Annotated in this window: 22 protein-coding genes; 15 read left to right on the top strand and 7 right to left on the bottom strand. The window is 59.3% G+C overall.

What is annotated here, in order from left to right; genetic code table 11:
• Position 1 precedes the first annotated feature (1 nt).
• From KYE_RS18500 to lpxC, 5 genes are all read left to right on the top strand, one after another.
• Positions 2-973, top strand: coding sequence for a D-alanine--D-alanine ligase (locus KYE_RS18500; protein WP_050898345.1), 972 nt, complete (start codon positions 2-4; stop codon positions 971-973).
• Positions 966-1,805 (top strand): cell division protein FtsQ/DivIB, encoded by an 840-nt coding sequence (locus KYE_RS18495; protein ID WP_008176507.1) that lies wholly within the window; start codon positions 966-968, stop codon positions 1,803-1,805. Before KYE_RS18500 ends, KYE_RS18495 begins: the two co-directional genes overlap by 8 nt.
• A 36-nt stretch (positions 1,806-1,841) precedes the next feature.
• A complete protein-coding gene (ftsA, locus tag KYE_RS18490; RefSeq protein WP_008176504.1) occupies positions 1,842-3,077 on the top strand; it encodes a cell division protein FtsA in 1,236 nt (411 codons plus the stop codon).
• Positions 3,078-3,175: 98 nt separating this feature from the next.
• A complete protein-coding gene (ftsZ, locus tag KYE_RS18485; protein ID WP_008176500.1) occupies positions 3,176-4,333 on the top strand; it encodes a cell division protein FtsZ in 1,158 nt (385 codons plus the stop codon).
• A gap of 212 nt (positions 4,334-4,545) precedes the next feature.
• Positions 4,546-5,460 carry a UDP-3-O-acyl-N-acetylglucosamine deacetylase gene (lpxC, locus tag KYE_RS18480; RefSeq protein ID WP_008176497.1) on the top strand — a complete coding sequence of 305 codons (915 nt, stop codon included), beginning with the start codon at positions 4,546-4,548 and terminating at the stop codon, positions 5,458-5,460.
• Between the two features lie 11 nt (positions 5,461-5,471).
• Here the strand turns inward: lpxC and KYE_RS18475 are convergent, their stop codons facing one another.
• Entirely contained in the window at positions 5,472-5,918 is a 447-nt protein-coding gene (locus tag KYE_RS18475) for a DUF721 domain-containing protein (RefSeq protein ID WP_008176496.1), read from the bottom strand.
• 215 nt (positions 5,919-6,133) lie between these two features.
• On the opposite strand from KYE_RS18475, the gene KYE_RS18470 reads away from it, so the two are divergent.
• From KYE_RS18470 to ribA, 6 genes are all read left to right on the top strand, one after another.
• Positions 6,134-7,087, top strand: a complete 954-nt coding sequence (locus tag KYE_RS18470) for a M23 family metallopeptidase (protein ID WP_008176493.1) — start codon at positions 6,134-6,136, stop codon at positions 7,085-7,087.
• A gap of 184 nt (positions 7,088-7,271) precedes the next feature.
• A complete protein-coding gene (gene secA / locus KYE_RS18465) occupies positions 7,272-10,010 on the top strand; it encodes a preprotein translocase subunit SecA (protein ID WP_008176491.1) in 2,739 nt (912 codons plus the stop codon).
• 127 nt (positions 10,011-10,137) lie between these two features.
• Positions 10,138-11,355, top strand: coding sequence for a bifunctional glutamate N-acetyltransferase/amino-acid acetyltransferase ArgJ (argJ, locus tag KYE_RS18460; RefSeq protein ID WP_008176490.1), 1,218 nt, complete (start codon positions 10,138-10,140; stop codon positions 11,353-11,355).
• Between the two features lie 2 nt (positions 11,356-11,357).
• Positions 11,358-12,329 (top strand): Nudix family hydrolase, encoded by a 972-nt coding sequence (locus KYE_RS18455; RefSeq protein ID WP_008176488.1) that lies wholly within the window; start codon positions 11,358-11,360, stop codon positions 12,327-12,329.
• 87 nt (positions 12,330-12,416) lie between these two features.
• Positions 12,417-12,899 carry a cyclic pyranopterin monophosphate synthase MoaC gene (gene moaC / locus KYE_RS18450; RefSeq protein ID WP_008176486.1) on the top strand — a complete coding sequence of 161 codons (483 nt, stop codon included), beginning with the start codon at positions 12,417-12,419 and terminating at the stop codon, positions 12,897-12,899.
• Positions 12,900-13,033: 134 nt separating this feature from the next.
• Positions 13,034-13,648 (top strand): GTP cyclohydrolase II, encoded by a 615-nt coding sequence (gene ribA, locus KYE_RS18445; protein WP_008176485.1) that lies wholly within the window; start codon positions 13,034-13,036, stop codon positions 13,646-13,648.
• Positions 13,649-13,722: 74 nt separating this feature from the next.
• Here the strand turns inward: ribA and dxs are convergent, their stop codons facing one another.
• From dxs to KYE_RS18425, 4 genes are all read right to left on the bottom strand, one after another.
• Positions 13,723-15,654, bottom strand: a complete 1,932-nt coding sequence (gene dxs / locus KYE_RS18440; RefSeq protein WP_008176482.1) for a 1-deoxy-D-xylulose-5-phosphate synthase — start codon at positions 15,652-15,654, stop codon at positions 13,723-13,725.
• Positions 15,655-15,787: 133 nt separating this feature from the next.
• Positions 15,788-16,684 (bottom strand): polyprenyl synthetase family protein, encoded by an 897-nt coding sequence (locus KYE_RS18435; RefSeq protein WP_008176481.1) that lies wholly within the window; start codon positions 16,682-16,684, stop codon positions 15,788-15,790.
• Positions 16,684-16,938 (bottom strand): exodeoxyribonuclease VII small subunit, encoded by a 255-nt coding sequence (locus tag KYE_RS18430; protein ID WP_008176478.1) that lies wholly within the window; start codon positions 16,936-16,938, stop codon positions 16,684-16,686. The genes KYE_RS18435 and KYE_RS18430 overlap by 1 nt, the downstream gene beginning before the upstream one ends.
• 55 nt (positions 16,939-16,993) lie before the next feature.
• Positions 16,994-17,767, bottom strand: a complete 774-nt coding sequence (locus KYE_RS18425) for an NRDE family protein (protein ID WP_008176476.1) — start codon at positions 17,765-17,767, stop codon at positions 16,994-16,996.
• A gap of 88 nt (positions 17,768-17,855) precedes the next feature.
• On the opposite strand from KYE_RS18425, the gene KYE_RS18420 reads away from it, so the two are divergent.
• The 4 genes from KYE_RS18420 to KYE_RS18405 are packed head-to-tail and all read left to right on the top strand — an operon-like array spanning position 17,856 to position 20,821.
• On the top strand, positions 17,856-18,653 hold the full coding sequence (locus tag KYE_RS18420) for a sulfite exporter TauE/SafE family protein (RefSeq protein ID WP_008176475.1): 798 nt from the start codon (positions 17,856-17,858) through the stop codon (positions 18,651-18,653).
• Positions 18,654-18,663: 10 nt separating this feature from the next.
• Entirely contained in the window at positions 18,664-19,452 is a 789-nt protein-coding gene (lgt, locus tag KYE_RS18415) for a prolipoprotein diacylglyceryl transferase (protein WP_008176473.1), read from the top strand.
• Complete coding sequence (locus KYE_RS18410; RefSeq protein WP_008176469.1) at positions 19,449-20,288, top strand: thymidylate synthase; 840 nt, start codon at positions 19,449-19,451, stop codon at positions 20,286-20,288. The genes lgt and KYE_RS18410 overlap by 4 nt, the downstream gene beginning before the upstream one ends.
• A gap of 23 nt (positions 20,289-20,311) precedes the next feature.
• On the top strand, positions 20,312-20,821 hold the full coding sequence (locus KYE_RS18405) for a dihydrofolate reductase (RefSeq protein ID WP_008176466.1): 510 nt from the start codon (positions 20,312-20,314) through the stop codon (positions 20,819-20,821).
• Here KYE_RS18405 and KYE_RS18400 read toward each other — a convergent pair.
• Together KYE_RS18400 and KYE_RS18395 are read right to left on the bottom strand one after the other, a co-directional pair.
• A complete protein-coding gene (locus KYE_RS18400; protein ID WP_008176464.1) occupies positions 20,818-22,338 on the bottom strand; it encodes a DEAD/DEAH box helicase in 1,521 nt (506 codons plus the stop codon). The two genes, KYE_RS18405 and KYE_RS18400, sit on opposite strands and share 4 nt — an antisense overlap.
• 253 nt (positions 22,339-22,591) lie before the next feature.
• Positions 22,592-23,491 (bottom strand): haloalkane dehalogenase, encoded by a 900-nt coding sequence (locus tag KYE_RS18395; protein WP_008176462.1) that lies wholly within the window; start codon positions 23,489-23,491, stop codon positions 22,592-22,594.
• Between the last annotated feature and the right edge of the window lie 74 nt (positions 23,492-23,565).

Raw genomic sequence — 23,565 nt, 5'->3', positions numbered from 1 at the left:
CATGCATCATGGGGAACCACAGGCTTATCAGGCCGACCCGGAGCTCGTTCGGTCGCTCGGTCGGGTGGCCGTGTTCATGGGTGGAGATTCCGCTGAAAGGGAAGTGTCCCTGAAAAGCGGCAAGGCTGTACTGGCGGCGCTGGTGTCAGCCGGCGTGGATGCGTTTGCCGTGGACGTCCGCGGCTGCCTGCTGAGAACCGTCGACAACCCTGATTTTGACCGGGTGTTCATCGCGCTGCATGGTCGTGGAGGCGAGGACGGTACCTTGCAGGCCATCCTCTCGCAGGCCGGTATTCCCTACACCGGCAGCGATGTGCTGGCCTCGGCACTGGCCATGGACAAGCTGAGAACCAAGTACGTGTTCGAAGGCTGTGGCCTGCCAACGCCGAAGTTCCGCACCATGTCCGGAGCAGATCAGGCCGAACAGATCATTGGTGAACTGCGCGCGCCTTTGAGTGTGAAACCTTCCCGGGAAGGCTCCAGCATCGGCATCCGCAAGGTACACACGGCGGCCGAACTGGCTGACGCCTACGAAGCCGCCGCCGCGCTGGACAATCTGGTGTTGGTGGAGGAGTGGATCGAAGGGCCGGAATTCACCGTCAGCCTGTTGCAGGATCGGGCGCTTCCGGCCATTGGCCTGAGCGCAAGCACCGAGCACGTTTTTTACGATTACGAGGCCAAGTACCTGGCAGACGATACCCGGTATCGCATTCCCTGTGGTCTGGCGCCTGAAGACGAAGTCCGTCTTCAGCACCTGGCACTGGAGGCCTTCCGGGTTGTTGGCTGTCGGACCTGGGGCCGGGTCGACATCATGCAGGACAGCGACGGCAAGTTCTGGCTGCTGGAGGTCAATACCGTGCCCGGTATGACCGACCACAGTCTTGTGCCCATGGCTGCGAAGGCCGCAGGCATCAGCTTCGAAGAGCTGGTGGTCCGGATACTGAAAGACAGTCTGGAGGACGCCAATGCTTGAAACACTGCTGATCCGGAGCCGGGCGACTCCGTCCGAGCCCCCGCGACGCCGGGGGGCAACGTCCCTCGGTCCCGAGCGGGACCGGTTTGGCGTGTTGAAGGGCGTGCTGGCAGCTGTACCCTGGCTCCAGGTGGGCATGGGCGCGGTGATTGTGCTGTTGGCTGCACTGGTGCCCTGGGGCACTGGCAAGGTGCTGGGTGCCATGGATCAGCAGATCCTTGCCGTCGATGTGAAAGGAGAATTTGTGGGCGATAGCCGGGTCGCCATTGAGCGCGCCGCTGGCGACTGGATTGGCAAGAGCTATTTCGCCACGGATCTTTCGGAAATCAAAGACAGCCTGGAGCGTCGGCCCTGGGTTGAGTCTGCGGCGGTGCGTCGGGTATGGCCGGATCGCCTGGTGATCGATATCAGGGAGAAGAAACCCCTGGCTTACTGGACCGATGGACGTCTCGTAAGCCGCACCGGTGAGCTGTTCGCGCCGGCGAATCCCGAAGTTGCGGGGCGATTGCCGCGACTCGCAGGGCCGGATGAAAGGGTGCGGGATGTGATCGATATGGCGCGGGACATGAGCGACAAGCTGGTCGCCCGGGGGCTTGGATTTTCAGGCCTGACGCTGGAACACCGGGGCGCGTGGACCCTGCAGCTGGCCAACGGCATCGAGGTGGTGCTTGGCCGCGATCAGGTGGCGCAACGGTTTGATAGGTTTATCACGGTTTATGAAAACCGACTGGCAGCAAGGTCGGACGAAGTCAGTCGGGTAGATGCCCGCTACACCAACGGTGTGGCGGTCAAGTGGAAGGCTGTCGAGACAGCCTCCAGCCCAAAATCATAGCAACGGTTAATTCAGACCTACGGTTTGGTGGAACACATGTCATCGGTTGAAACGGAAAACATGATTGTCGGCCTCGATATCGGAACCTCGAAGGTGGTTGCGATTGTCGGCAAGCGCAAGATGGACGGCACCATCGAAGTGGTGGGCATTGGTTCCCATCCTTCCCGGGGCCTCAAGCGTGGAGTGGTGGTGAATATTGAAACCACCGTCCAGGCAATTCAGCGCGCGGTGGAAGAGGCGGAATTGATGGCCGGGTGCCGCATTCACTCGGTGTATGCGGGTATTGCCGGCAGCCACATCAAGAGCCTGAATTCCCACGGCATTGTTGCAATCCGTGACCGTGAGGTCACTCAGGCCGACATCGACCGGGTCATTGACGCCGCCCAGGCGGTTGCGATTCCTGCAGACCAGAAGATTCTCCATATTCTGCCCCAGGAGTTCGTGATCGACAGCCAGGAAGGCATCAAGGAACCAATGGGTATGTCCGGCGTGCGTCTGGAAGCAAAGGTGCACCTGGTGACCTGTGCGGTGAATGCCGCCCAGAACATTGAGAAATGCGTGAAGCGCTGTGGTCTTGAGGTGGATGACATCATTCTGGAGCAGTTGGCATCCAGCCACGCCATCCTCACCGAAGACGAAAAGGAACTCGGGGTCTGTGTGGTGGATATCGGTGGCGGCACCACTGACATTGCCGTGTTTACCGGTGGTGCTATTCGCCACACGGCGGTGATTCCGATTGCCGGCGATCAGGTGACCAACGACATCGCGATGGCGTTGCGCACACCGACCCAGAATGCTGAAGAAATCAAGATCAAGTATGCCTGTGCACTGACCCAGCTGGCCGGTGCGGATGAAACCATCAAGGTGCCCAGTGTTGGCGATCGCGCGCCGCGGGATCTGTCCAGGCAGGCCCTGGCCGAGGTGGTGGAGCCGCGCTATGAGGAGCTGTTCACCCTGGTGCAGTCAGAATTGCGCCGGTCCGGGTTCGAGGATCTGATTCCGGCAGGCATCGTTATAACCGGCGGTTCCTCCACCATGGAAGGTGTGGTGGAACTGGCCGAAGAGATCTTCCACATGCCGGTAAGGCTGGCCTGTCCGCAGGCGGTCTCCGGCATGACGGAGGTGGTCAACAATCCGATCTACGCCACTGGCGTTGGGTTGTTGATTCATGGTTTCCGCCAGATGGATCTGGGGCGGGCACCGGTGCTCAAGGGTGAAGATGCACCCTCGCTGTTTGAGCGCATGAAAGCCTGGTTTACCGGTCATTTCTGACGGAACCGGGTAGTTAGTACACGAAGGTATCTCGAAAACACAATCTCGAACAAACAGCCCGGAACAAGGGCTGAAAACAGCACGAAGGAGTAGGGGAAATGTTTGAACTCGTCGATAATGTCCAGCAAAACGCTGTCATTAAAGTCGTCGGTGTAGGCGGTGGTGGCGGCAACGCCGTTCGCCATATGCTTAACAGCGACATCGAAGGTGTGGAATTCATCTGCGCCAACACAGATGCTCAGGCGCTGACCGATATGGATGCGCGCCAGATCATCCAGCTCGGTGGCAATATCACCAAGGGGCTGGGTGCCGGCGCCAATCCGGAAGTCGGTCGCCAGTCTGCCCTGGAAGACCGCGATCGTATCGCCGAAGCCATCAAGGGCGCGGATATGGTCTTCATTACCGCGGGCATGGGCGGTGGTACCGGTACCGGTGCCGCGCCGATCGTAGCGGAAGTAGCCCGCGAACTGGGCATCCTGACCGTTGCAGTGGTCACCAAGCCTTTCATGTTCGAAGGCGGCAAGCGCATGAGCGTTGCTGAATCCGGTCTGAAAGAGCTGGAAGAAAGCGTTGATTCCCTGATTACCATTCCCAATGAAAAGCTGCTGGCGGTCATGGGCAAGAAAACCAGCCTGCTGGACGCATTTGCCGCAGCTAACGATGTGCTTCTGGGCGCAGTTCAGGGTATCGCTGATCTGATTACCCGCAACGGTATGATCAACGTCGACTTCGCCGACGTGAAGACGGTCATGTCCGAGATGGGTATGGCGATGATGGGCACCGCCCGTGCCACGGGTGAAAATCGTGCGCGGGAAGCCGCCGAAGCGGCCGTTCGCAGCCCGCTGCTCGAAGACATCAACCTGCAGGGTGCCAAGGGTATTCTGGTCAACATTACCGCGGGCATGGATCTCAACCTGGGCGAATTCTCCGAGGTTGGCGACATTGTGCGTGAGTTTGCTTCTGACTCTGCCACCGTCGTTGTCGGTACCGTTATTGATCCGGAAATGACCGACGAACTGAAGGTAACGGTTGTTGCGACCGGCCTGGGTGGTGATCGTGAGAAGCCGACCAAGGTGGTGGACAATACCCGCACTCTGGATGGAAAAACCGATTACAACCAGCTGGATCGTCCCGCTGTTCTGCGTCGCCGGGCCGTTTCCCATGGAAACGTGGCAATCGACCAGAGCAAGGATAGCGAGGAGCAGGGTGTCGACTATCTCGATATTCCCGCATTCCTCCGTCGCCAGGCTGACTGATAATCTGGTGCAATTGTGATCCGGTTGTGGTTCTTGTGCGAAACATGGAACCCGGTATCCGGTAAATACGTGCACTGATTGCCATGGGTTGGATGCTGGATGAACATTCAGCAACAACGGATTGGTTAAATGGTATTCAGTCTTATTTTCTGATATTCTCCGGGCAGATTTTTGCCTAGAATATCGCCTTTTTGTGACGGAATTATGTACCGATGATCAGACAACGGACACTTAAAAACACCATCCGTGCCACCGGTGTTGGCTTGCACTCGGGTGAGAAGGTCTACCTGACCCTCAAGCCTGCCCCGGTGGACTCCGGTATCATCTTCCGCCGTACCGATCTTGACCCGATGGTTGAGATTCGTGCCTGCGCGGAGAATGTAGGTGAGACCATGCTGTCCACGACGCTGGTAAAAAACGGTGTCCGTGTGGCGACTGTGGAGCATCTGCTCTCGGCCATGGCTGGTCTCGGGATTGATAACTGTTTCGTCGAACTAAGTGCCGCGGAAGTGCCCATCATGGACGGTTCTGCCGGTCCTTTTGTGTTCCTTCTGCAGTCCGCCGGCATTGCCGAACAGGATGCAGCCAAGCGTTTCATCCGCATCAAGCGTGAGGTAACGGTTGAGGAAGGCGACAAGAAGGCCACCCTGCTGCCTTTCGAAGGCTTCAAGGTGAGCTTCGGTATCGACTTTGATCACCCCGTGTTCAAGGGCCGCGCCCAGACAGCAACCGTCGATTTTTCCAGTACCTCCTTTGTCAAGGAAGTGAGTCGCGCTCGGACTTTCGGGTTCATGCGTGACATCGAAAAATTGCGTGCCATGAACCTTGCTCTCGGCGGCAGTGTGGACAACGCCATCGTTGTTGATGACTACAAGATCCTCAACGAAGACGGTCTGCGCTATGACGACGAATTTGTGAAGCACAAGCTGCTTGATGCCATCGGCGATCTCTATCAGTTGGGCAACAGCCTGATTGGTGAGTTCCGGGGGATCAAATCCGGCCACGATCTGAACAATAAGCTGTTGCGCAAGCTCAGGGCAGAAGAGGATGCCTGGGAAGTGGTTACCTTTGATGACGAGGCCACTGCCCCGATTTCCTATATGAAGCCTGTGCTGGCGGCGGGCTGAAGCAGGACGCTTTAATCCCGGACGTGGCTAGCGAGTTTTTCGAGAACCTCGCGTAATGCTTTATCCTTCGTGTGCCCGGCCTCCTCTTTGAGGAGCCGGGCATTTTCTTTGCTCAAGGGTTCTTTTTTGAACACCGGTTTTTCCCGAAATCTGGGCGGTGCAACCTTGACCTTCAGTTTCCAGACGAACCGGAACAGTTCGTTCTCTCGCAGCTTTTCCATGATTTCGTGCTGGCGGAACCGGATCTGACTCGCTTTACCCGCGGTTTCGGTGGTCAGGACCAGCTCTCCGTCCTTGCAGCTGACAAAGCGTGTCCCGTTGACCAGCTCGCTCGGCAGGGCGGCCAGGACTTCTCCTTCCGCCTGTCGATGGAGCTCGGCCTTTGCCACAAGATCCTTCAGTACCGGGGTTCTGCCAAGCTTGTCGAAGGTCATTTTTTGCTCGCTTTTGCGTTTCATGGCGGCGTTTTTACTCGACGGCTGCGTTTACGATTGGTTACACTTCGGCACGGTTTATGCGTAGTGCCTGTATTACACTCGTTTTACATTGTGATAAATGAGTATGTCTACCGGGCGCTGCAATTTTTTCAGTATGTAGCTGTTGCCAAAGGATGGCAGACCCCCTTCGGATTTTTCCGGGGCGCAACACTACAGGATGCGGTTGCGGCTCAACGATGAAACCAGATGATGATATGAACATTATTCTCGTTGGCAAACGCCACGGAAAGTCCCGTGTGCTGTCGATCAACAGCACGCTTGCTGCCTGCTTGCTGTTCCTCGTGCTCTCCCTGCTGGTCGCGGCCGGCTGGGCAGGGTATCAAATGGCTGTGCAGCAGGTAGAGGCCAGAGAGCCCACCAACTCCGAGCTGGTCGCCGATTGGAAACAGAAGCTGGCAGACCAGAAGGCAGAACTGGCCAGTATTGAGGAGAACGTTCAGCAACAGGTTGATGCGCTGACTCTTCGCCTCGGCGAGATCCAGGGCCGTCTCCTGCGACTGGATGCGCTGGGCCAGCGGTTTGTGGAATCCGGCCTCGTGGCCAGTGACGAATTCAACTTCGATCAGCCGGCTGCAGTCGGCGGGCCAGAAGATGCCTTGTCCGGGGATTCCTTCTCCGCACCTGAGCTGACCCGGATGATTGAGGAAATGGAATGGCGAATCGAAGACCGCGAGCAGCAACTGCGGTTGCTCGACCAGCTGGCCTCCAGCAAGCGGCTCGAAGATGAGCTGTACCTGGAAGGCCGTCCGATCACCTGGGGCTGGCTGTCTTCGAAGTACGGTTACCGGTCCGATCCGTTTACCGGCAAGCGGACCTGGCATGCCGGTGTTGATTTGGCCGGCAAGGATGGCAGTGACATTATTTCGGTCGCCGGCGGTGTCGTTACCTATGCCGGAGAGCGCTATGGCTACGGTAACCTTGTGGAAGTCGACCATGGTGATGGTCTGATAACCCGCTATGCCCACTGCAAGACTATCAAGGTGAAGGTGGGCGATGTTGTCCAGAAAGGCCAGGTAGTCGCGCTGATGGGCAGCACAGGCCGTTCCACCGGGCCTCACGTGCACTTTGAAGTCATCCGGAATGGCAAGTCTGAAAACCCGGAAACCTACATCAAGCGGGCGAGCCGCTAATTCGGTTCCGGCCCGCAAGCCGTTGTCAGTACTTTCCCGCCAGTCGGCCTCCGGCCAGTTTTTATCCGTGAATCCGGTGCCTCATCAGCGACTTATTGCGCCTGTGTGAGGCCTACCTTTTGTCCTGTTACAAAATAAGGTTAGAATGCCGGCTTCCTCCGTTTAATCAAAGAAGCAGTGGTCTATGTTCACAAAGCTTGCAACCAAGATGTTCGGCAGTAAAAACGCCAGAGAAATCAAGAGAATGCGCAAGACGGTCATGCGCATTAACGAGCTTGAAGAGCAATATGGCAATCTGTCCGACTCCGAGTTGCAGGGCAAGACCGCGGAGTTCCGTCGTCGGATCGACGAAGGCGAATCCCTGGATGCGCTTCTTGCGGAAGCCTTCGCAACCGTGCGTGAAGCGGGCCGCCGGGTTATGGGTATGCGTCATTACGACGTCCAGCTGATCGGTGGTATCACCCTGCACGAAGGCCGGATCGCGGAAATGAAGACCGGTGAGGGCAAGACGCTGGTTGCTACCGCTTCCGTGTACCTCAACGCGTTGTCCGGCAAGGGTGTCCACGTGGTTACCGTGAACGATTACCTGGCCCGTCGTGATGCCGACTGGATGGGCAAGCTCTATCGGTTCCTGGGCATGCAGGTGGGTGTCGTGGCCTCGGGCCAGCCAGCGGAGGAAAAGCGGGCAGCCTACCAGGCCGATATTACCTACGGTACCAACAACGAATTCGGCTTCGACTACCTGCGCGACAACATGGCGTTCAGTACCGAAGACAAGGTCCAGCGCGGGCTGAACTATGCGATCGTGGACGAGGTGGACTCTATCCTGATCGACGAAGCCAGAACGCCGCTGATTATCTCCGGGGCAGCCGAGGACAGTTCAAAGCTTTATCAGGCCATCAATGAACTGATCCCCAACCTCGAAAAGGGCGAAGTGCCTGAGGAAGGAGAGCCGACCGGTGACTTCACCATCGATGAGAAATCCCGCCAGGTTGAGCTGACAGAAAGCGGTCACGAGAAGGTTGAAGAGCTGCTGCTTGAGCGTGGCCTTCTGAAGGAAGGTGAGAGCCTCTATTCCGCCGCCAACCTCAGCCTGTTGCACCATGTGCACTCAGCATTGCGGGCCCACCACCTGTTCCAGAAAGACGTGGATTATATCGTCCAGGGCGGCCAGGTGGTCATCGTCGACGAGCATACCGGTCGTACCATGCCGGGTCGTCGCTGGAGTGAAGGTCTGCACCAGGCCGTTGAGGCCAAAGAGGGCGTCAAGATTCAGGCCGAGAGCCAGACGCTGGCATCGACCACCTTCCAGAATTATTTCCGGCTGTACGACAAGCTGGCCGGCATGACCGGTACGGCAGATACCGAAGCCTTCGAGTTTCGCCAGATCTACGGCCTCGATGTGGTGGTCATTCCCCCCAACAAGCCGATCCAGCGGACCGATTACAACGACCTGGTCTACCTGACCCAGGAAGAGAAATTCCACGCCATTATTGACGAGATCAAGGATGTCACTGCCGAAGGACGTCCGATTCTCGTCGGTACCGCCTCCATCGAGGCCTCCGAACTGCTCTCCATGCTGCTCAAGAAGGCGCGGATCGAACACAAGATCCTGAACGCCAAGCAGCACGAATCCGAAGCCCATATCATTGCCCAGGCGGGCCGCCCCGGGGCGGTCACCATCGCCACCAACATGGCTGGCCGTGGTACCGATATCGTGCTGGGCGGTAACTGGGAACACGAAGTTGCCGCAATGGACAATCCCTCCGAAGAGGAGATTGCCCGGGCCAAGGCCGAGTGGACCGAGCGTCACAATCAGGTGCTGGAGGCCGGCGGTCTGCACATCATTGGTACCGAGCGTCACGAATCCCGTCGAATTGACAACCAGCTTCGCGGTCGTGCCGGGCGTCAGGGTGATCCTGGCTCCTCAAGGTTCTTCCTGTCTCTGGAAGACAACCTCATGCGCATCTTTGCCCCAGACCGGGTCAAGAGCCTGATGCAGGCCATGGGCATGAAGAAGGGGGAGGCCATCGAGCACCGTATGGTGACCAACGCGATCGAGAAATCCCAGCGCAAGGTGGAAGGTCGCAACTTCGACATGCGTAAGACCCTGCTGGAATACGATGACGTGGCCAACGACCAGCGCACGGTTATCTACGACCAGCGCAACGAAGTCATGTCTTCCGACGACATTTCGGACATGGTGACGACCATTCGGGAAGACGTTGTCGATTCGTTGATCAGTGAATACATTCCGCCCCAGAGTATGCCGGAACAATGGGACGTCGCCGGGCTGGAAGCACAGCTCCAGTCAGAGATGGCGATTGATCTGCCGGTTCAGAAGTGGCTGGAAGAAGACAACAAGCTGTACGAAGAAAACCTGCGCCAGAAGATTCTCGACGAGATCGTGGCTGCCTACCAGGCCAAGGAAGAGATTGCCGGTTCCGAGGCCATGCGCAAGTTCGAGAAGCAGGTGTTCCTGCAGGTGCTCGATACCCTCTGGAAAGAGCATCTTTCCAACATGGACCATCTGCGCCGTGGTATCCATCTGCGGGGTTATGCCCAGAAGAACCCCAAGCAGGAGTACAAACGCGAGGCGTTCAACCTGTTTGAAACCATGCTTGATACCATGAAGCGGGATGTTACCCGGGTACTCTGCCACGTGCGTGTCCAGAGCCGTGAGGAGATGGAAGAAGTCGAGCGCCGTCGCAAACAGGAGCTGGAAGAAGAGCTCGCAAAGGCCCGTCTGCGCCACGACGAAACCAGCGCCACGGCCCAGAGCCAGGGTGAGGGTGAGGCTGACGAAGCCCGGCAGTCGACTCCGGAAACCTTCGTTCGACAGGAGCGCAAGGTGGGTCGAAACGAACCCTGCCCCTGCGGGTCCGGCAAGAAGTACAAGCAGTGTCATGGCAAGGTCAGCTGATTCAGAGCACTGACCGCACCATCGGAACCCGCACTCTGCCAGCCACAACTGGTGGGATGCGGGTTTTTTCGTTTTCAGCGGGTCGTGTGTTACCTCGAACGCACCCCCAGACAAGAGGAGTGGCAGAATGGCGGTAGGTCCGGGAACCTTACCTGAGTTTTATCCGGTAGCCGGAATCAAGGTCGGCATAGCCAGTGCCGGTATAAAGAAGCCGGGACGCAAGGACGTGGTTGTTTTCGAGCTGGCCCCGGAAAGCCGGGTTGCCGGTATCTTCACGAAAAACCAGTTCTGTGCAGCACCGGTTACCCTCAGCCGCCGGCATCTGGCCGAGACCTCGCCCCGGTACCTCTTGATCAACACGGGCAATGCCAACGCCGGTACTGGTGAGCAAGGTATGCGGGATGCTATGGCCTGTTGCCAGGCCCTGGCAAAGCAGGCGGGCGTCACGGAAGCCGAAATTCTGCCGTTTTCCACGGGGGTGATTGGCGAGCCGTTGCCGGTCCAGAAGATCGTTGGCGCGCTTCCGGAGGCTTTGGCGAACACTGCCGAGAATCGCTGGGCTGAAGCTGCCAGTGGTATCATGACCACGGACACCCGCCCCAAGGGCGCTTCCTGTCAGGTTGAGCTGGATGGTCACACGGTAACCATCTCGGGCATCAGCAAGGGTGCGGGCATGATTCGTCCCAACATGGCGACGATGCTCGGTTTTATTGCCACCGATGCCCGGATTGCGCCGGAGCTGCTGCAGACACTTGCCTCGGAATTGGGGGAGAAGTCCTTCAACCGCATCACTATCGATGGCGACACCTCTACCAATGACGCCTGCATGCTGATGGCCAGCGGCCAGTATTCCGGCCCAGAGATTACGGCCTCCAGCGCGGCGCTGCCGAAGCTGCGGGAGGCCTTGCAGGCAATCTATCTGGAACTGGCCCACGCCATTGTCCGCGACGGCGAAGGAGCAACGAAGTTTGTCACCATCGACGTCAGCGGAGCGGCCGGTCAGCAGGAGGCTCTGGACGTTGCCTATACCGTGGCGCATTCGCCGTTGGTCAAGACCGCACTGTTCGCCTCGGACCCCAATTGGGGCCGGATTCTGGCGGCGGTTGGTCGCGCCGGTGTCGAAGGACTGGACCTCAATGCCCTTGAAATCTATCTGGGCGATGTCTGCCTGGTCCGCAACGGTGGCCGGGCCGAGGATTACTCGGAAGCCCGCGGGCAGGCCGTGATGGATCGGGAAGAGATCACCATTGCCATCGACCTCAAGCGGGGTGATGTTCGGGAAACCGTGTGGACCTGCGATTTCTCCCACGATTACGTGACTATTAACGCCGAGTATCGTACCTGAGCATGTCTGCCAGAGAGACGCCGGTCAAAGAGGTTCACGTTGCTGTGGCGGTCATCGTCCGTGATGGCCGGGTGCTGATCGCCCGACGGCCAGACCACGTTCACCAGGGGGGCTTACTGGAGTTTCCCGGTGGCAAGGTGGAGCCTGGCGAGACGGTTCAGGCGGCGCTTGTGCGCGAAATTGCCGAGGAAACCGGTCTTCACGTGCCGGCGGGTTCCCTGGAGCCTGTTATCGGTATTCGGCACGATTATGGCGACAAGCGGGTTTTCCTGGACGTCTGGGAAACCAGCGCTGCCGAGGGCGAAGCAAGGGGATGTGAGGGGCAGCCCGTGGAATGGCTGACCTCGGAGCAGCTTCGGGATGAGGATTTCCCCGCCGCCAACCGGCCGATCATTCGCGCTCTGCGTCTGCCCCGGCAGTTGGCAATCACCGGTTCCGAGAATGGCCTGGAGCCAGCCCTTGCGCACCTGCAGGAGGGGCTGAGCGCCGCTCGACCACCGCTGGTACTGCTCCGGGCTCCGGCGTTGAGTCCGCTGGCCTATCGGGAGTTGGCGGCGAACGCGTTGCCGGTTTGTGAAAAGACCGGAGCTACACTGATTGTGCACGGTGGACCGGAGGTATTCCGCGCCATACCCGGCGCCCATGGGCTGCACCTGCCCTGGCGCGAGGCGGCCAAGCTCTCGGCCAGACCGGTTCCGGAAGATGTCTGGCTGGGGGTTTCCTGCCATGACAGGCAGGAAATCGATCATGCGACGGCTATCGGAGCGGACTATGTGACCCTGGGGCCAGTCCAGCCGACCGAAAGCCATCCGGGTGCGCCGACCCTGGGATGGTCGGTCTTTGCCGACCTGGTGTCGGAAGCGGTGCTTCCGGTATTTGCCCTGGGCGGTTTGTCGCCCGGCGATCTCCGCGAGGCTCGCCAGCGGGGCGGTCAGGGCATCGCCGGTATCCGCTTCTGGTGGCCCCAAAGCTGACACTTGTCAGCGACGCCGTGGCCATGTCTGTTATGCTGTCGTTCCTGCATTTTTCACCATCTTGCACAACCGATTCCGGGAGAGACCGTGAGTAAACTGACCCATCTCGACGACAAGGGCGAAGCCCGCATGGTGGACGTGACCGACAAGGCGGCCACCGAACGCGAGGCCCGCGCTGAAGCTACCATCCGCATGGCGCCGGAAACCCTGAACATGATTATTGAGGGTGAGCATCCCAAAGGGGATGTCCTGGCTGTTGCCCGCATCGCCGGTATCATGGCCGCAAAGAAAACCCATGATCTGATTCCCTTGTGTCATGCGCTGAACCTGACGTCTGTAAAAGTTGAACTGACTCCGGGCGACGACGGGGCATCTGTACATATTCTGACCCGCTGCAAACTTTCCGGCCAGACCGGTGTCGAGATGGAGGCGTTAACCGCGGCAAGCGTGGCGGCACTGACGCTATACGACATGTGCAAGGCGGTCGATCGTGGCATGGAGATTGATTCCGTGCGTCTGCTGGAGAAGAAAGGCGGCCGCAGTGGCCACTGGGTCGCCGATAAAGCCTGATCTGGCGGACCGCCGCGCTCGTAAGTGTTGGTTACCAAGACCACTCCGGAGGAGCGACAGTGCCGAGACTACGCCAAGCGGGCGGGCCCGTGATAGAATGCGCGGCCCGATTGACTGAACCACGAGGAAACACTGTGGCTGTTCGTTACATCCAGACCTGCCGGTTGCCGACCCCGTTCGGGGTATTTGATATGCACGGCTTTGAAGAACCGGACACCGGAAAGGAACACGTCGCCCTGACTCTCGGCGACCTGGATAGCGACGAACCCATGCTGGCCCGCACGCATTCCGAATGTCTGACCGGCGACGCCCTCTATAGCATGCGGTGTGATTGCGGCTACCAGCTGGAAGAGGCGCTGCGCAGCATTGCCCGGGAAGGTCGGGGTATCCTCATGTATCTGCGTCAGGAGGGTCGGGGAATCGGCCTGTTGAACAAGATCCGCGCCTACCATCTGCAGGATCAGGGCGCGGATACGGTAGAGGCCAACGAGCGTCTGGGTTTCGCGGCCGATCTTCGTGACTACAGCATGTGCAAGGACATGCTGGAGCATCTCGGTATCAGGAGCCTGAGGCTGATGACCAATAATCCCCGCAAGGTCAAAGCGCTCTCCTCCTACGGCATCGACATTACGGAAAGGGTACCTCTGCACGTGGGCCGCAACCCCCACAATGAACACTACCTCGATACCAAGCAGAGCAAGCTCGGCCACTGGCTGGAGACCCATCAGGACGACGATCCCGAAATCTGAGCTGGGTTTGTCGCCACATACGAAAAAGCCCGCGAACTCCGCGGGCTTTTTGCATTCTCAGGTTTGTGTTCCGTCTATTTGACGGCTTTCAGGTTCTGGTGGCGCAGGGTCTCGATCCGCGTGCGGATAGACGATTCAATACCTGCGGCATCCAGACCACATTCTTCCAGCAGCTCCCCGTGCTTGCCGTGGTCCATAAAGGTATCGGGCAGGCCCAGTTGAAGTACCGGCAAGGTAACCAGGCGGCTGTTCAGGAATTCGGTCACGGCGCTGCCTGCACCACCGGCAATGGCGTTTTCTTCCAGGGTCACCAGCAGTTCATGCTGCTCGGCCAGCTCCAACACCAGTTCTTCATCCAGGGGTTTGACGAAACGCATGTCTGCGACCGTCGCGCCGATGGCTTCTGCAGCCTCCAGAGCAGGCGCCAGCAGGGTGCCAAAGTTGAGGATGGCAACACCTTTGCCGTTGCGAATCCGGCGGCCCTTGCCAATCTCAAGCGGCGTCAGTTCCTGCTGAATTTCGGCACCGGGGCCTGTGCCACGGGGGTAGCGCACCGATGCCGGTCCTTCGTAGAGCATGCCGGTCTGGAGCATCTGGCGGGTTTCATTTTCGTCCGACGGTGTCATCACCACCATGTTCGGCACGCAGCGCAGGTAGCTGATGTCGAAGGCGCCAGCGTGGGTCGGGCCGTCTTCACCGACCAGGCCTGCGCGATCAATCGCGAACAGCACATCCAGGTTCTGGATAGCGACATCGTGAATCAGTTGATCGTACGCCCGCTGCAGGAACGTCGAGTAGATGGCGACCACCGGCTTGGCGCCGTCACAGGCGAGCCCTGCTGCCAGCGTGACTGCGTGCTGTTCGGCGATGGCGACATCGAAGTAGCGTTCCGGGAAGCGCTGTGAGAATGCCAGCAGATCCGAGCCTTCACACATGGCCGGGGTGATGCCCACCACGCGCTGATCCTGTTCGGCGGAATCGCACAGCCACTGCCCGAAGACGTTGGCATATTTGGGCTTCTTCGGTTTCGACTTGACCGGTTCGGGTTTACTGGGTGGAACCGGCTCGATCTTGTTGATGGCGTGATAGCCGATCGGATCGGCTTCGGCCGGGGCAAAACCCTTGCCTTTGGTCGTCACCACATGCAGAAACTGCGGACCTTCAAGTTCGCGGATGTTCTCCAGGGTTTCAACCAGCAGGGGCAGGTCGTGGCCATCGATCGGGCCGATGTAGTTGAACCCCAGTTCCTCGAACAGTGTGCCAGGGGCAATCATGCCCTTGAAGTGTTCCTCGGTCTTCTTGGCCAGCGCCATCAGGTGTGGCGCTCCCTGCAGAACCTTCTTGCTGCTATCGCGAACCTGATTGTAGGTGCGACTGGACAGCAGTTTGGCAAAGTAGTTGGACAGCCCGCCAACGTTCCGGGAAATCGACATGTCATTGTCGTTGAGGATCACCAGCATGTCGGCGTGCAGGTGACCGGCGTGGTTCAGTGCCTCGAACGCCATGCCGGCGGTCATGGCGCCGTCACCAATAACGGCAATGCTCTTTCGACCGGTCTGCTGCAGGCGTGCTGCGATCGCCATGCCCAGCGCTGCGCTGATGGAAGTGCTGGAATGGCCGACGCCAAAGGTGTCGTACTCGCTTTCGGCCCGTTTCGGGAAGCCGGCCAGACCGCCTTTGCGGCGGATGCTTCCCATGGACTCTTTCCGTCCGGTCAGGATCTTGTGGGGGTAGGCCTGATGGCCGACGTCCCACACCAGGCGGTCGCTCGGCGTATCAAAGACGTAGTGAAGGGCGACAGTAAGCTCAAGCACGCCCAGGCCGGCCCCGAAATGACCGCCAGTCTGGCCCACTGACCATAACAGAAAGGCCCTGAGCTCCCGGGCCAGCCGGGTCAGCTGTTCCGGGGCCAGCTCTCTGAGCTGGGCCGGTTCGTCAATCCGGTCCAGAAGCGGCGTATTGGGCCGCTGTGACGGGATTTCCTTGAAAATATAAGTGTCCTGCATCTGCTCGGGTCTTTTCCGGTACGTTCAGTAACTGACTGGCATTATAAGGGAACAGGGGAAGCTGTTTCACACAAAGCGGGCCAGTTGTTACGAAAATATTTACGGCCAGTGTGCGCCTTCGGAGCGCCGGGATTCAATGGGTTCTTGCCACCACGTAATCGGCCATTGCCCGCAGGGGGTCTGCTTCGGGACCAAACGCCTGCAAACTTTGCTGGGCCTGTTCCAGCAGATTGGCCAGGTGCTCCCTGGCGCCTTCCAGGCCAAGCAGGGCGGGGTAGGTGGGTTTGGCGCGGGCGGCATCCGAGCCCTGGGGTTTGCCAATGACCGTTGTATCGCCCTCGATGTCCAGAAGGTCATCCTGAACCTGGAAGGCCAGGCCCAGGGCTTTGGCGTACTGGGTCAGGGAAGCCAGGGCCTGTTCGTCGACCGACGGCGCCGTCAGGGCGCCAATTCGCACGCTGGTTTCGATAAGGGCGCCAGTCTTGTGGCGGTGCATGGTTTCAAGTTGCGCCAGGGCCAGGGTTTTGCCGACGGACTCCAGATCGATGGCCTGGCCACCAACCATTCCTCCGTGGCCACTGGCCCGGGCCAGTTCCCGGACCATGATCAGACGCACCGATTCAGGCAGTCCCGGCGCTTCGGCAAGCCAGCCAAAAGCCAGTGCCTGCAGGGCATCGCCAGCAAGGATGGCGGTGGCTTCGTCGAAGGCAATGTGCGTAGTAGGCCGTCCGCGGCGCAATTCATCGTCATCCATGGCCGGCAGGTCATCGTGGATCAGCGAGTAGGCGTGGATCAGTTCCACTGAGCAGGCCGGGATCAGGGCCTCGTCACCGGTCTGTCCCATTGCCTTTGCCGCTGCAAGACACAGTGCCGGGCGGATTCGCTTGCCACCGCCCAGCACGCTGTAGCGCATGGCTTCCTGCAGCCGGCCAGAGGCGGAATCACGGGTAATGCACCGGTCCAGTTCCGCATCGACGCGGGCCCGGCAGGTTTCCAGAAAATCAGAGGCAAGCAGGTTCTTTCCGGACATCAGTCAGCATCATCCGGTGAGAACGGGCGGGTTTCCAGGGTGCCGTCGCTGTTCTGGACCAGTTGTTCGACCCGTTGCTCGGCGCTCTTCAACGCCTGCTGGCATTCCCGGGTCAGCTTTACACCCCGCTCGAACGCCGTCAGGGACTGTTCCAGGGACAGCTCGCCCTGCTCCAGATCGCGAACCAGCTTTTCCAGTTCATCAAGAGACTTCTCAAAATCAGCTATCGATGTGGCGCCTTGTTCACCGGCCATCAGAGGCCCTCCGATCGGGTGGCAGAATTTCGCGGATTATACCAGAGCCAGATCGCTATCGCCGCCAGTGGAAGTGACGTCGTTCACCGGTCCGGGCATCCGGACCCCAGTTCTGTTCCGTCACCTCGATTTCACCGCTGGCTGAAACGGTCACCACGGTGGTTGCCCGGGTGCCGTAATCTGAGCCGACGATAAAGGGCGACGACAGGAAGCGCTCGGTCTCCAGCCCAACGCCGGTGTCAGGCAGCAGGTGGTCCGGTGCCGGCGTGCTGTCCTGAAGCAGAGGAATCAATTCGTTGTGCAGCTTTTCTGCGTGGCGGCCGGCAGCGGCAACGGTGTCCCCTGCGGCCTGTCGGAGGCGCAGAAGTTTGGGCCAGGGTGTCTGCAGAAGGTGATTGCTCAGGCCGTAGACCCCGCGGTGGATCCGCCGGCCGGGGTGGGCATCCCGGTTACTGAAATACCAGCCGTCTCCCGTGGTCAGGTGAACGAGGTTGAAGCCGGAAAACTGATCGGCTTCATCAAGTAGATAGCCCTCAAGCCTATCCCGGGAATCGGTGAGGGCCCGCAAGGGCAGTTCGCCCCGGCTGATTCGACCGGTCTCCGGTGTGCCTTCCCGTACATTGGTCACGGCACTGACCTCGCCATCGGCATTGACTGCAAGCCAGGTGCCCCCGGAAAGCAGATCACGGCCGGCAAGCACGCGGGTGCCGGATTCTGTGGTCCACCAGTCCATGGCGGCCGTCGGGCGGCGGAAAAATTCATCCCGATTGGCGGCAACCACCAATGGGAAATGAGGGTTCTGGCCAACGGCGAAAGCGATCAGGCACATGGTGTAGGTGTGGGCTCCCGGATTTAATGAAGTTGACTCTTGCGCTGTGTATCATACCAGCCTTGGTTTCCCGGGTGCGGCTCAAACAATGACTCTGTTTTACGTAATAGCTTCTTATCTGGCCCTCGGTGCCCTGGCAGGCACCGTGGCGGGGCTGTTCGGCATTGGTGGCGGGCTGATCATCGTGCCCGTGTTGATGTTCACCTTTGGTCTGCAGGGAATCGATCCGGATATTATTCCCCATCTGGCTGTAGGCACCTCGCTCGCGACCATCGTGTTCACCTCGGTCAGCTCCATTCGCTCCCATAACAAGCACGGCGCCGTGCGTTGGGATCTGTTCCGGCCCATGACGGTCGGGATTATTGGCGGCGCCCTGGTTGGTGCCTGGACGGCATCCCTGATGAGCGGGCGCGCGCTCGAACTGGTCATCGGCATTTTTGTCATTCTGGTAGGGCTGAAAATGTTTTTCCAGGTTGACCCCAAGCCGGGTCGCGACGTTCCCGGGGTGGCAGGCCTCGGCGTCGCCGGTGGTTTTATTGGCTGGGGGTCGGCGATTTTCGGAATCGGCGGGGGAACCCTTACGGTGCCTTACCTGAGCTGGTGTAACGTGCGGATGCAGCAGGCGGTCGGTACATCTGCCGCCTGTGGCCTGCCCATCGCCGTGTCCGGTGCGCTGGGTAACATCTGGACCGGGTGGCATCATCCCGCACTGCCGGAACCGAGCGCCGGCTTCATTTATCTGCCGGCCCTGATCGGTATTATTCTCACCAGCGTTTTCTTTGCCCGGGTGGGCGCCAATCTGGCACATCGGCTGAACCCCCGGATTCTCAAGCGTACTTTCTCCATCATGCTCCTGCTGGTGGGGCTCCGTTTTCTCCTGAGCTGAGAGGTAGTATATGCTGCAGCATCCCCAGATTGATCCGGTGGCCATTGCCATCGGCCCCCTCAAGATCCACTGGTACGGTCTGACTTATCTGTTCGGTTTTCTAGCCGGCTGGTGGCTTGGACGCATTCGCACCCGCAAGCCCTGGTCGCCGATCAACGAAGAGCAGATGGGCGACCTTCTGTTTTACCTGGCCCTGGGGGTCATCCTGGGCGGCCGCTTCGGCTATGTCCTGTTCTACAACTTTGACGCCTTCCTGGCGGACCCGCTCTGGCTGCTGCGGGTCTGGGAAGGGGGCATGTCTTTCCACGGCGGTTTGCTGGGCGTGATGTTTGCCATGTGGTGGTATGGCCGCAAGGTGGGCAGCGGATTCTGGCGCCTGGCCGACTTTGTGGCGCCGCTGGTGCCCCTTGGACTCGGCGCAGGGCGGATCGGCAACTTTATTAACGGCGAGTTGTGGGGCAAGCCCACTGACGTTGCCTGGGGTATGGTGTTTCGAACGGCTCCGGATTCTCTCGCCCGTCATCCCTCCCAGCTTTACCAGTTTGCCCTGGAAGGCGTTGCCCTGTTCGTGATCCTGTGGTGGTTCTCATCCCGGCAGCGCCCGACCATGGCGGTTTCCGGTCTGTTCCTCATTTGCTACGGCGTGTTCCGCTTCCTGGTGGAATTCGTGCGTCAGCCGGATCCGCAGCTGGGCTATCTTGCCTTTGACTGGCTTACCATGGGGCAGGTACTGTCCTTCCCGATGATCGTTGCCGGCGCCGCCCTGATGTTTATTGCCTACCGGAGACAAGCCCGATGAAAGCCTATCTCGACCTTATGCAAGACGTTGTTGATAACGGATTCGACAAGGGAGACCGCACCGGTGTCGGCACCCGGTCGGTGTTTGGCCGTCAGATTCGCTTCAACCTCCAGGAGGGCTTTCCGCTGGTCACTACCAAGAAAGTCCACCTGCGCAGCATCATTTACGAACTGCTCTGGTTCCTGCGGGGCTCCACCGACAACTCCTGGCTGCAGGAACGGAAGGTCTCGATCTGGAACGAGTGGGCATTGGAGAATGGTGACCTTGGGCCTATCTATGGCAAACAGTGGCGAAGCTGGCAGTGCCCCAATGGCGAGGTGGTTGACCAGATCAGCGAAGTGATCGAGCAGATTCGCACCAAACCGAATTCCCGCCGGCTGATCGTGTCCGCCTGGAACCCCGCTGAGCTTCCGGATGAGTCCATCGGTCCCCAGGATAACGTTCGCGAGGGTCGCATGGCGCTGGCACCCTGTCACTGCATTTTCCAGTTCTACGTGGCCGACGGCAAGCTCTCCTGCCAGCTTTACCAGCGAAGCGCCGATCTGTTCCTGGGCGTACCTTTTAATATTGCCTCGTACGCCTTGCTGACGCACATGATTGCCCAGCAGTGTGATCTGGATGTCGGTGAGTTTGTGCATACCTTCGGCGACTGCCATCTGTACCAGAACCACCTGACCGACGACATCGTCTTCGAGCAGCTGAAACGCGAGCCCCGGGCCCTGCCTAAACTCTTGATCAAGCGCAAGCCCGCGAGCATCTTCGAATACGAGCTGGAAGATTTCGAGTTTGAGGGTTATGACCCCTATCCGGGCATCAAGGCGCCGATTGCCATTTGACCGAACCCCGAAGAGACGAGTACATGAGAAAAGCCCTGATCGTTGCCATGTCCCGTAACCGGGTTATTGGCCGTAACAACAAACTGCCCTGGTATCTTCCGGGTGACCTTCGTTATTTCAAGCAGGCTACCATGGGCAAGCCCATTATCATGGGCAGGAAGACCTGGGACTCCATTGGGCGGCCATTGCCGGGACGGATGAACGTGGTGATCTCGCGCAATGAAGAGTGGGAAGCGCCAACCGGAACAGTGGCTGCGAAGTCTTTGCCCGAAGCGCTGGTGAAGGCCGAGGCGCAGGCGGAGCTGGAAGGTGGTGACGAAGTGATGATTATCGGTGGCGGGCAGATCTACGCCGAGGCATTGCCGATGGTTGATCGGATGTACATCACCCAGGTGCACGCTGAGGTGGACGGCGATGCGTTTTTTCCGGAAGTAAACTGGGATGAGTGGGAAGAAATCGGACGGGAGGATTTCTCCGCGTCCGATAACAACCCTTACGACTACAGTTTCGTGGTCTATCAGCGTCAGGCTTAAGCCTGACGAGGCGGGCGCTTGCCTGCGGGCTTGCCGCCCTTGCCGGGCGGTTTGCCTCGACCACCGGGGCCGCCACGACCCTTCGGGCCACCTTTCTTGAAACCGCCTTTCGGGCCCTTGCGATTCTCGCCCGGACGACCGCCGCCACCTTTACGATCACGGCGGGGAGGTGTTGCCGACACGGTTGGCAAGGCCTCTGGCTGCTCGAGGGGCAGGGAGCCTGGCTGGGCTGCTTCCATCCAGCAGGCGAGGGCGCCGGCTACCATGGCCATGTCCATGTCATTGCGCTCGGCGATTTCGTCCAGCAGCGACATCGCCTTTGCCAACTTCTTGTCTTCCGCAAAGCCCAGCAGTTGGGACTCGAACTGCTGCTCCCTCATTTTCTTGAGCTCAACGGGAGACGGCAACTCGTAAGCTTCCATCGGCGAGTTTGTTGCGCGTTCAAGCGTTCGCAGCCAACTGCGCTCGCGGGGTGTTACCAGCAGGATCGCCTTGCCTTCGCGACCGGCACGACCAGTACGACCAACCCGATGGATGTACGCTTCAGTGTCGTAGGGAACGTCGTAGTTGATGACGTGTGTGATACGGGACACGTCCAGACCGCGTGCTGCCACGTCGGTGGCAATGATAATGTCTTTCTTTCCGCGCTTCAGGTCTTCAACCGTTTGTTCACGCTGGCGTTGGTTCAGGTCACCGCTCAGGGGCGCGACCGCGTGGCCCCGGGCAGAAAGCTTTTCGGCCAGCATGGTGGTTTCCGCTTTGGTGCGCACAAAAATTATGGCGGCATCAATCGGCTCAACTTCCAGAATGCGGGTCAGGGCATCCAGCTTGCGCTCAGCATAGACCGGCAGAACGAACTGGGAGATACGCTCGACCGTGCGGGTTTCGCTTTCAATGCGAACTTCTGTGGCGTTGCGCAGGTAGGTCTGGGCCACTTTCTTGATCTGCGGCGGCATGGTGGCCGAGAACAATGCCCGTTGGCAGTTCTCCGGGGTCTTCGCCAGGATCGCTTCCACGTCGTCGATAAAGCCCATGCGCAGCATTTCGTCGGCTTCATCAAGAACCAGCGCTTTCAGGCTGTCCAGCTTCAGGGTACCTTTGCGCAGGTGGTCGAGCATCCGGCCCGGTGTGCCCACGATCACCTGGGCACCGCGACGCAGGCCCTTGATCTGGGGATAAAAGTCCTGGCCACCGTAAATGGGCAGAACGTGGAAATTCCGGAACTTGCTGGCGTAGGTGGTAAAGGCTTCCGCCACCTGGATGGCCAGCTCCCGTGTGGGTGCCAAAACCAGAATCTGGGGATCGGTGACGGAGGCGTCTATCCGGCTCAGCAGGGGCAGTGCAAACGCTGCGGTTTTACCGGTACCGGTCTGGGCAACGCCCAGCAGATGGTTGCCGGCAAGCAGCGCAGGGATGGACTGGGCCTGGATAGGAGACGGGGTTTCATAGCCAACGGCGGACACAGCTTCAAGTACGGCTGGATCAAGCCCCAGTTCGGCAAAGGACAATTCAGACATTGATTCACTCGGAATTCGGGAGGTAAAGCATTGCCGGGCAATGCATGATGTGCGCACATTATAGCGGTTTTGTTGTTGCTTTAATACGCAAAACCCCGGCGGGGCTATAGGTAGTTGCCGGGGACAGGTCATTGTGTTGCCGTCCGATGCCGGGGAATCTTTGTCATGAGTCCTGTAGGCAGCTAACCGCTGCTCGGGCTCGGCACTCTGCGCCGCCAGACGGTAACCGTGTTCGGCCAGGAAAAATGGCGGCTCAGGCCGCCATTTCCGATTTCAGGGCATCGATGATGATACGGGCGAAATCTTCCGGTGAATCTTCCTGCAGGAAATGTCCGCCCCGAAGCGTGATGTGAGGCTGGCCGTGGGCACCGGGAATCCGGCGCTGCATGTGCCTGTCGCCGCCCCGGGTAATCGGGTCGCCACTGCTGAAGCAGGTGATGAAGGGCTTCTTCCACTTCTCCAGGACCTGCCAGGCCGCCTTGTTGGCGTCGCTGTCCGGTGTATCCGGTTCCGTCGGAACCAGTTTTGGAAACGCCCTGGCTCCGGCCTTGAACTCTGCTGACGGGAATGGGGCTTCGTAAGCGGCAATTTCAGCTTTGCTCAGGGTGCGATCGGTGCCCAGTTGCACGATACGACCGACCGGGAACCAGGGGCTGTGGGTGGCAAATGCCTTCCACATGGAAAATACCGCTGGAACAGGCGTTTCGCCGGTCGGCAGCATGCCGTTTCCGACGATGATTCGGCTGAATCGCTGACGGTGTTCCGCGGCCAGTCGCAGGCCCAGCAACGATCCCCAGTTCTGGCACACAAGGGTGATATTGGTCAGGTTGAGCTGTTCAAGCCAACTGGCCAGCCACGTGAGATGGCGGCCGTAACTGTAGTCTGTAACCGACGCCGGCTTGTCGGATTTGCCGAAGCCGATCAGATCCGGGGCCAACACCCGGTGACCGGCCTCGGCCACCAGAGGGATCATGTGCCGGTACAGGTAGGACCAGGATGGTTCGCCGTGGAGCATGAGAACCGGCGAGGCGTTTCTAGGGCCTTCGTCAACGTAGTGCATCCGGAGACCCGGTTCTACGTCAAGATGGTTTGGAGCAAAGGGGTAATCCGGAAGACCTGCGAAGCGGGCTTCATCGGTTCTCAGAATACGCATGCCATCGACTGTCCTGACTGATTGGTTGCGTGATTGCCGGGCGGCATCCGGTGCTCATAGTGCCCTACTACAAT

The organism is Marinobacter manganoxydans MnI7-9 (genome assembly GCF_000235625.1).
Lineage (GTDB): Bacteria > Pseudomonadota > Gammaproteobacteria > Pseudomonadales > Oleiphilaceae > Marinobacter > Marinobacter manganoxydans.
This window is presented reverse-complemented; position numbering and strand designations above follow the sequence as displayed.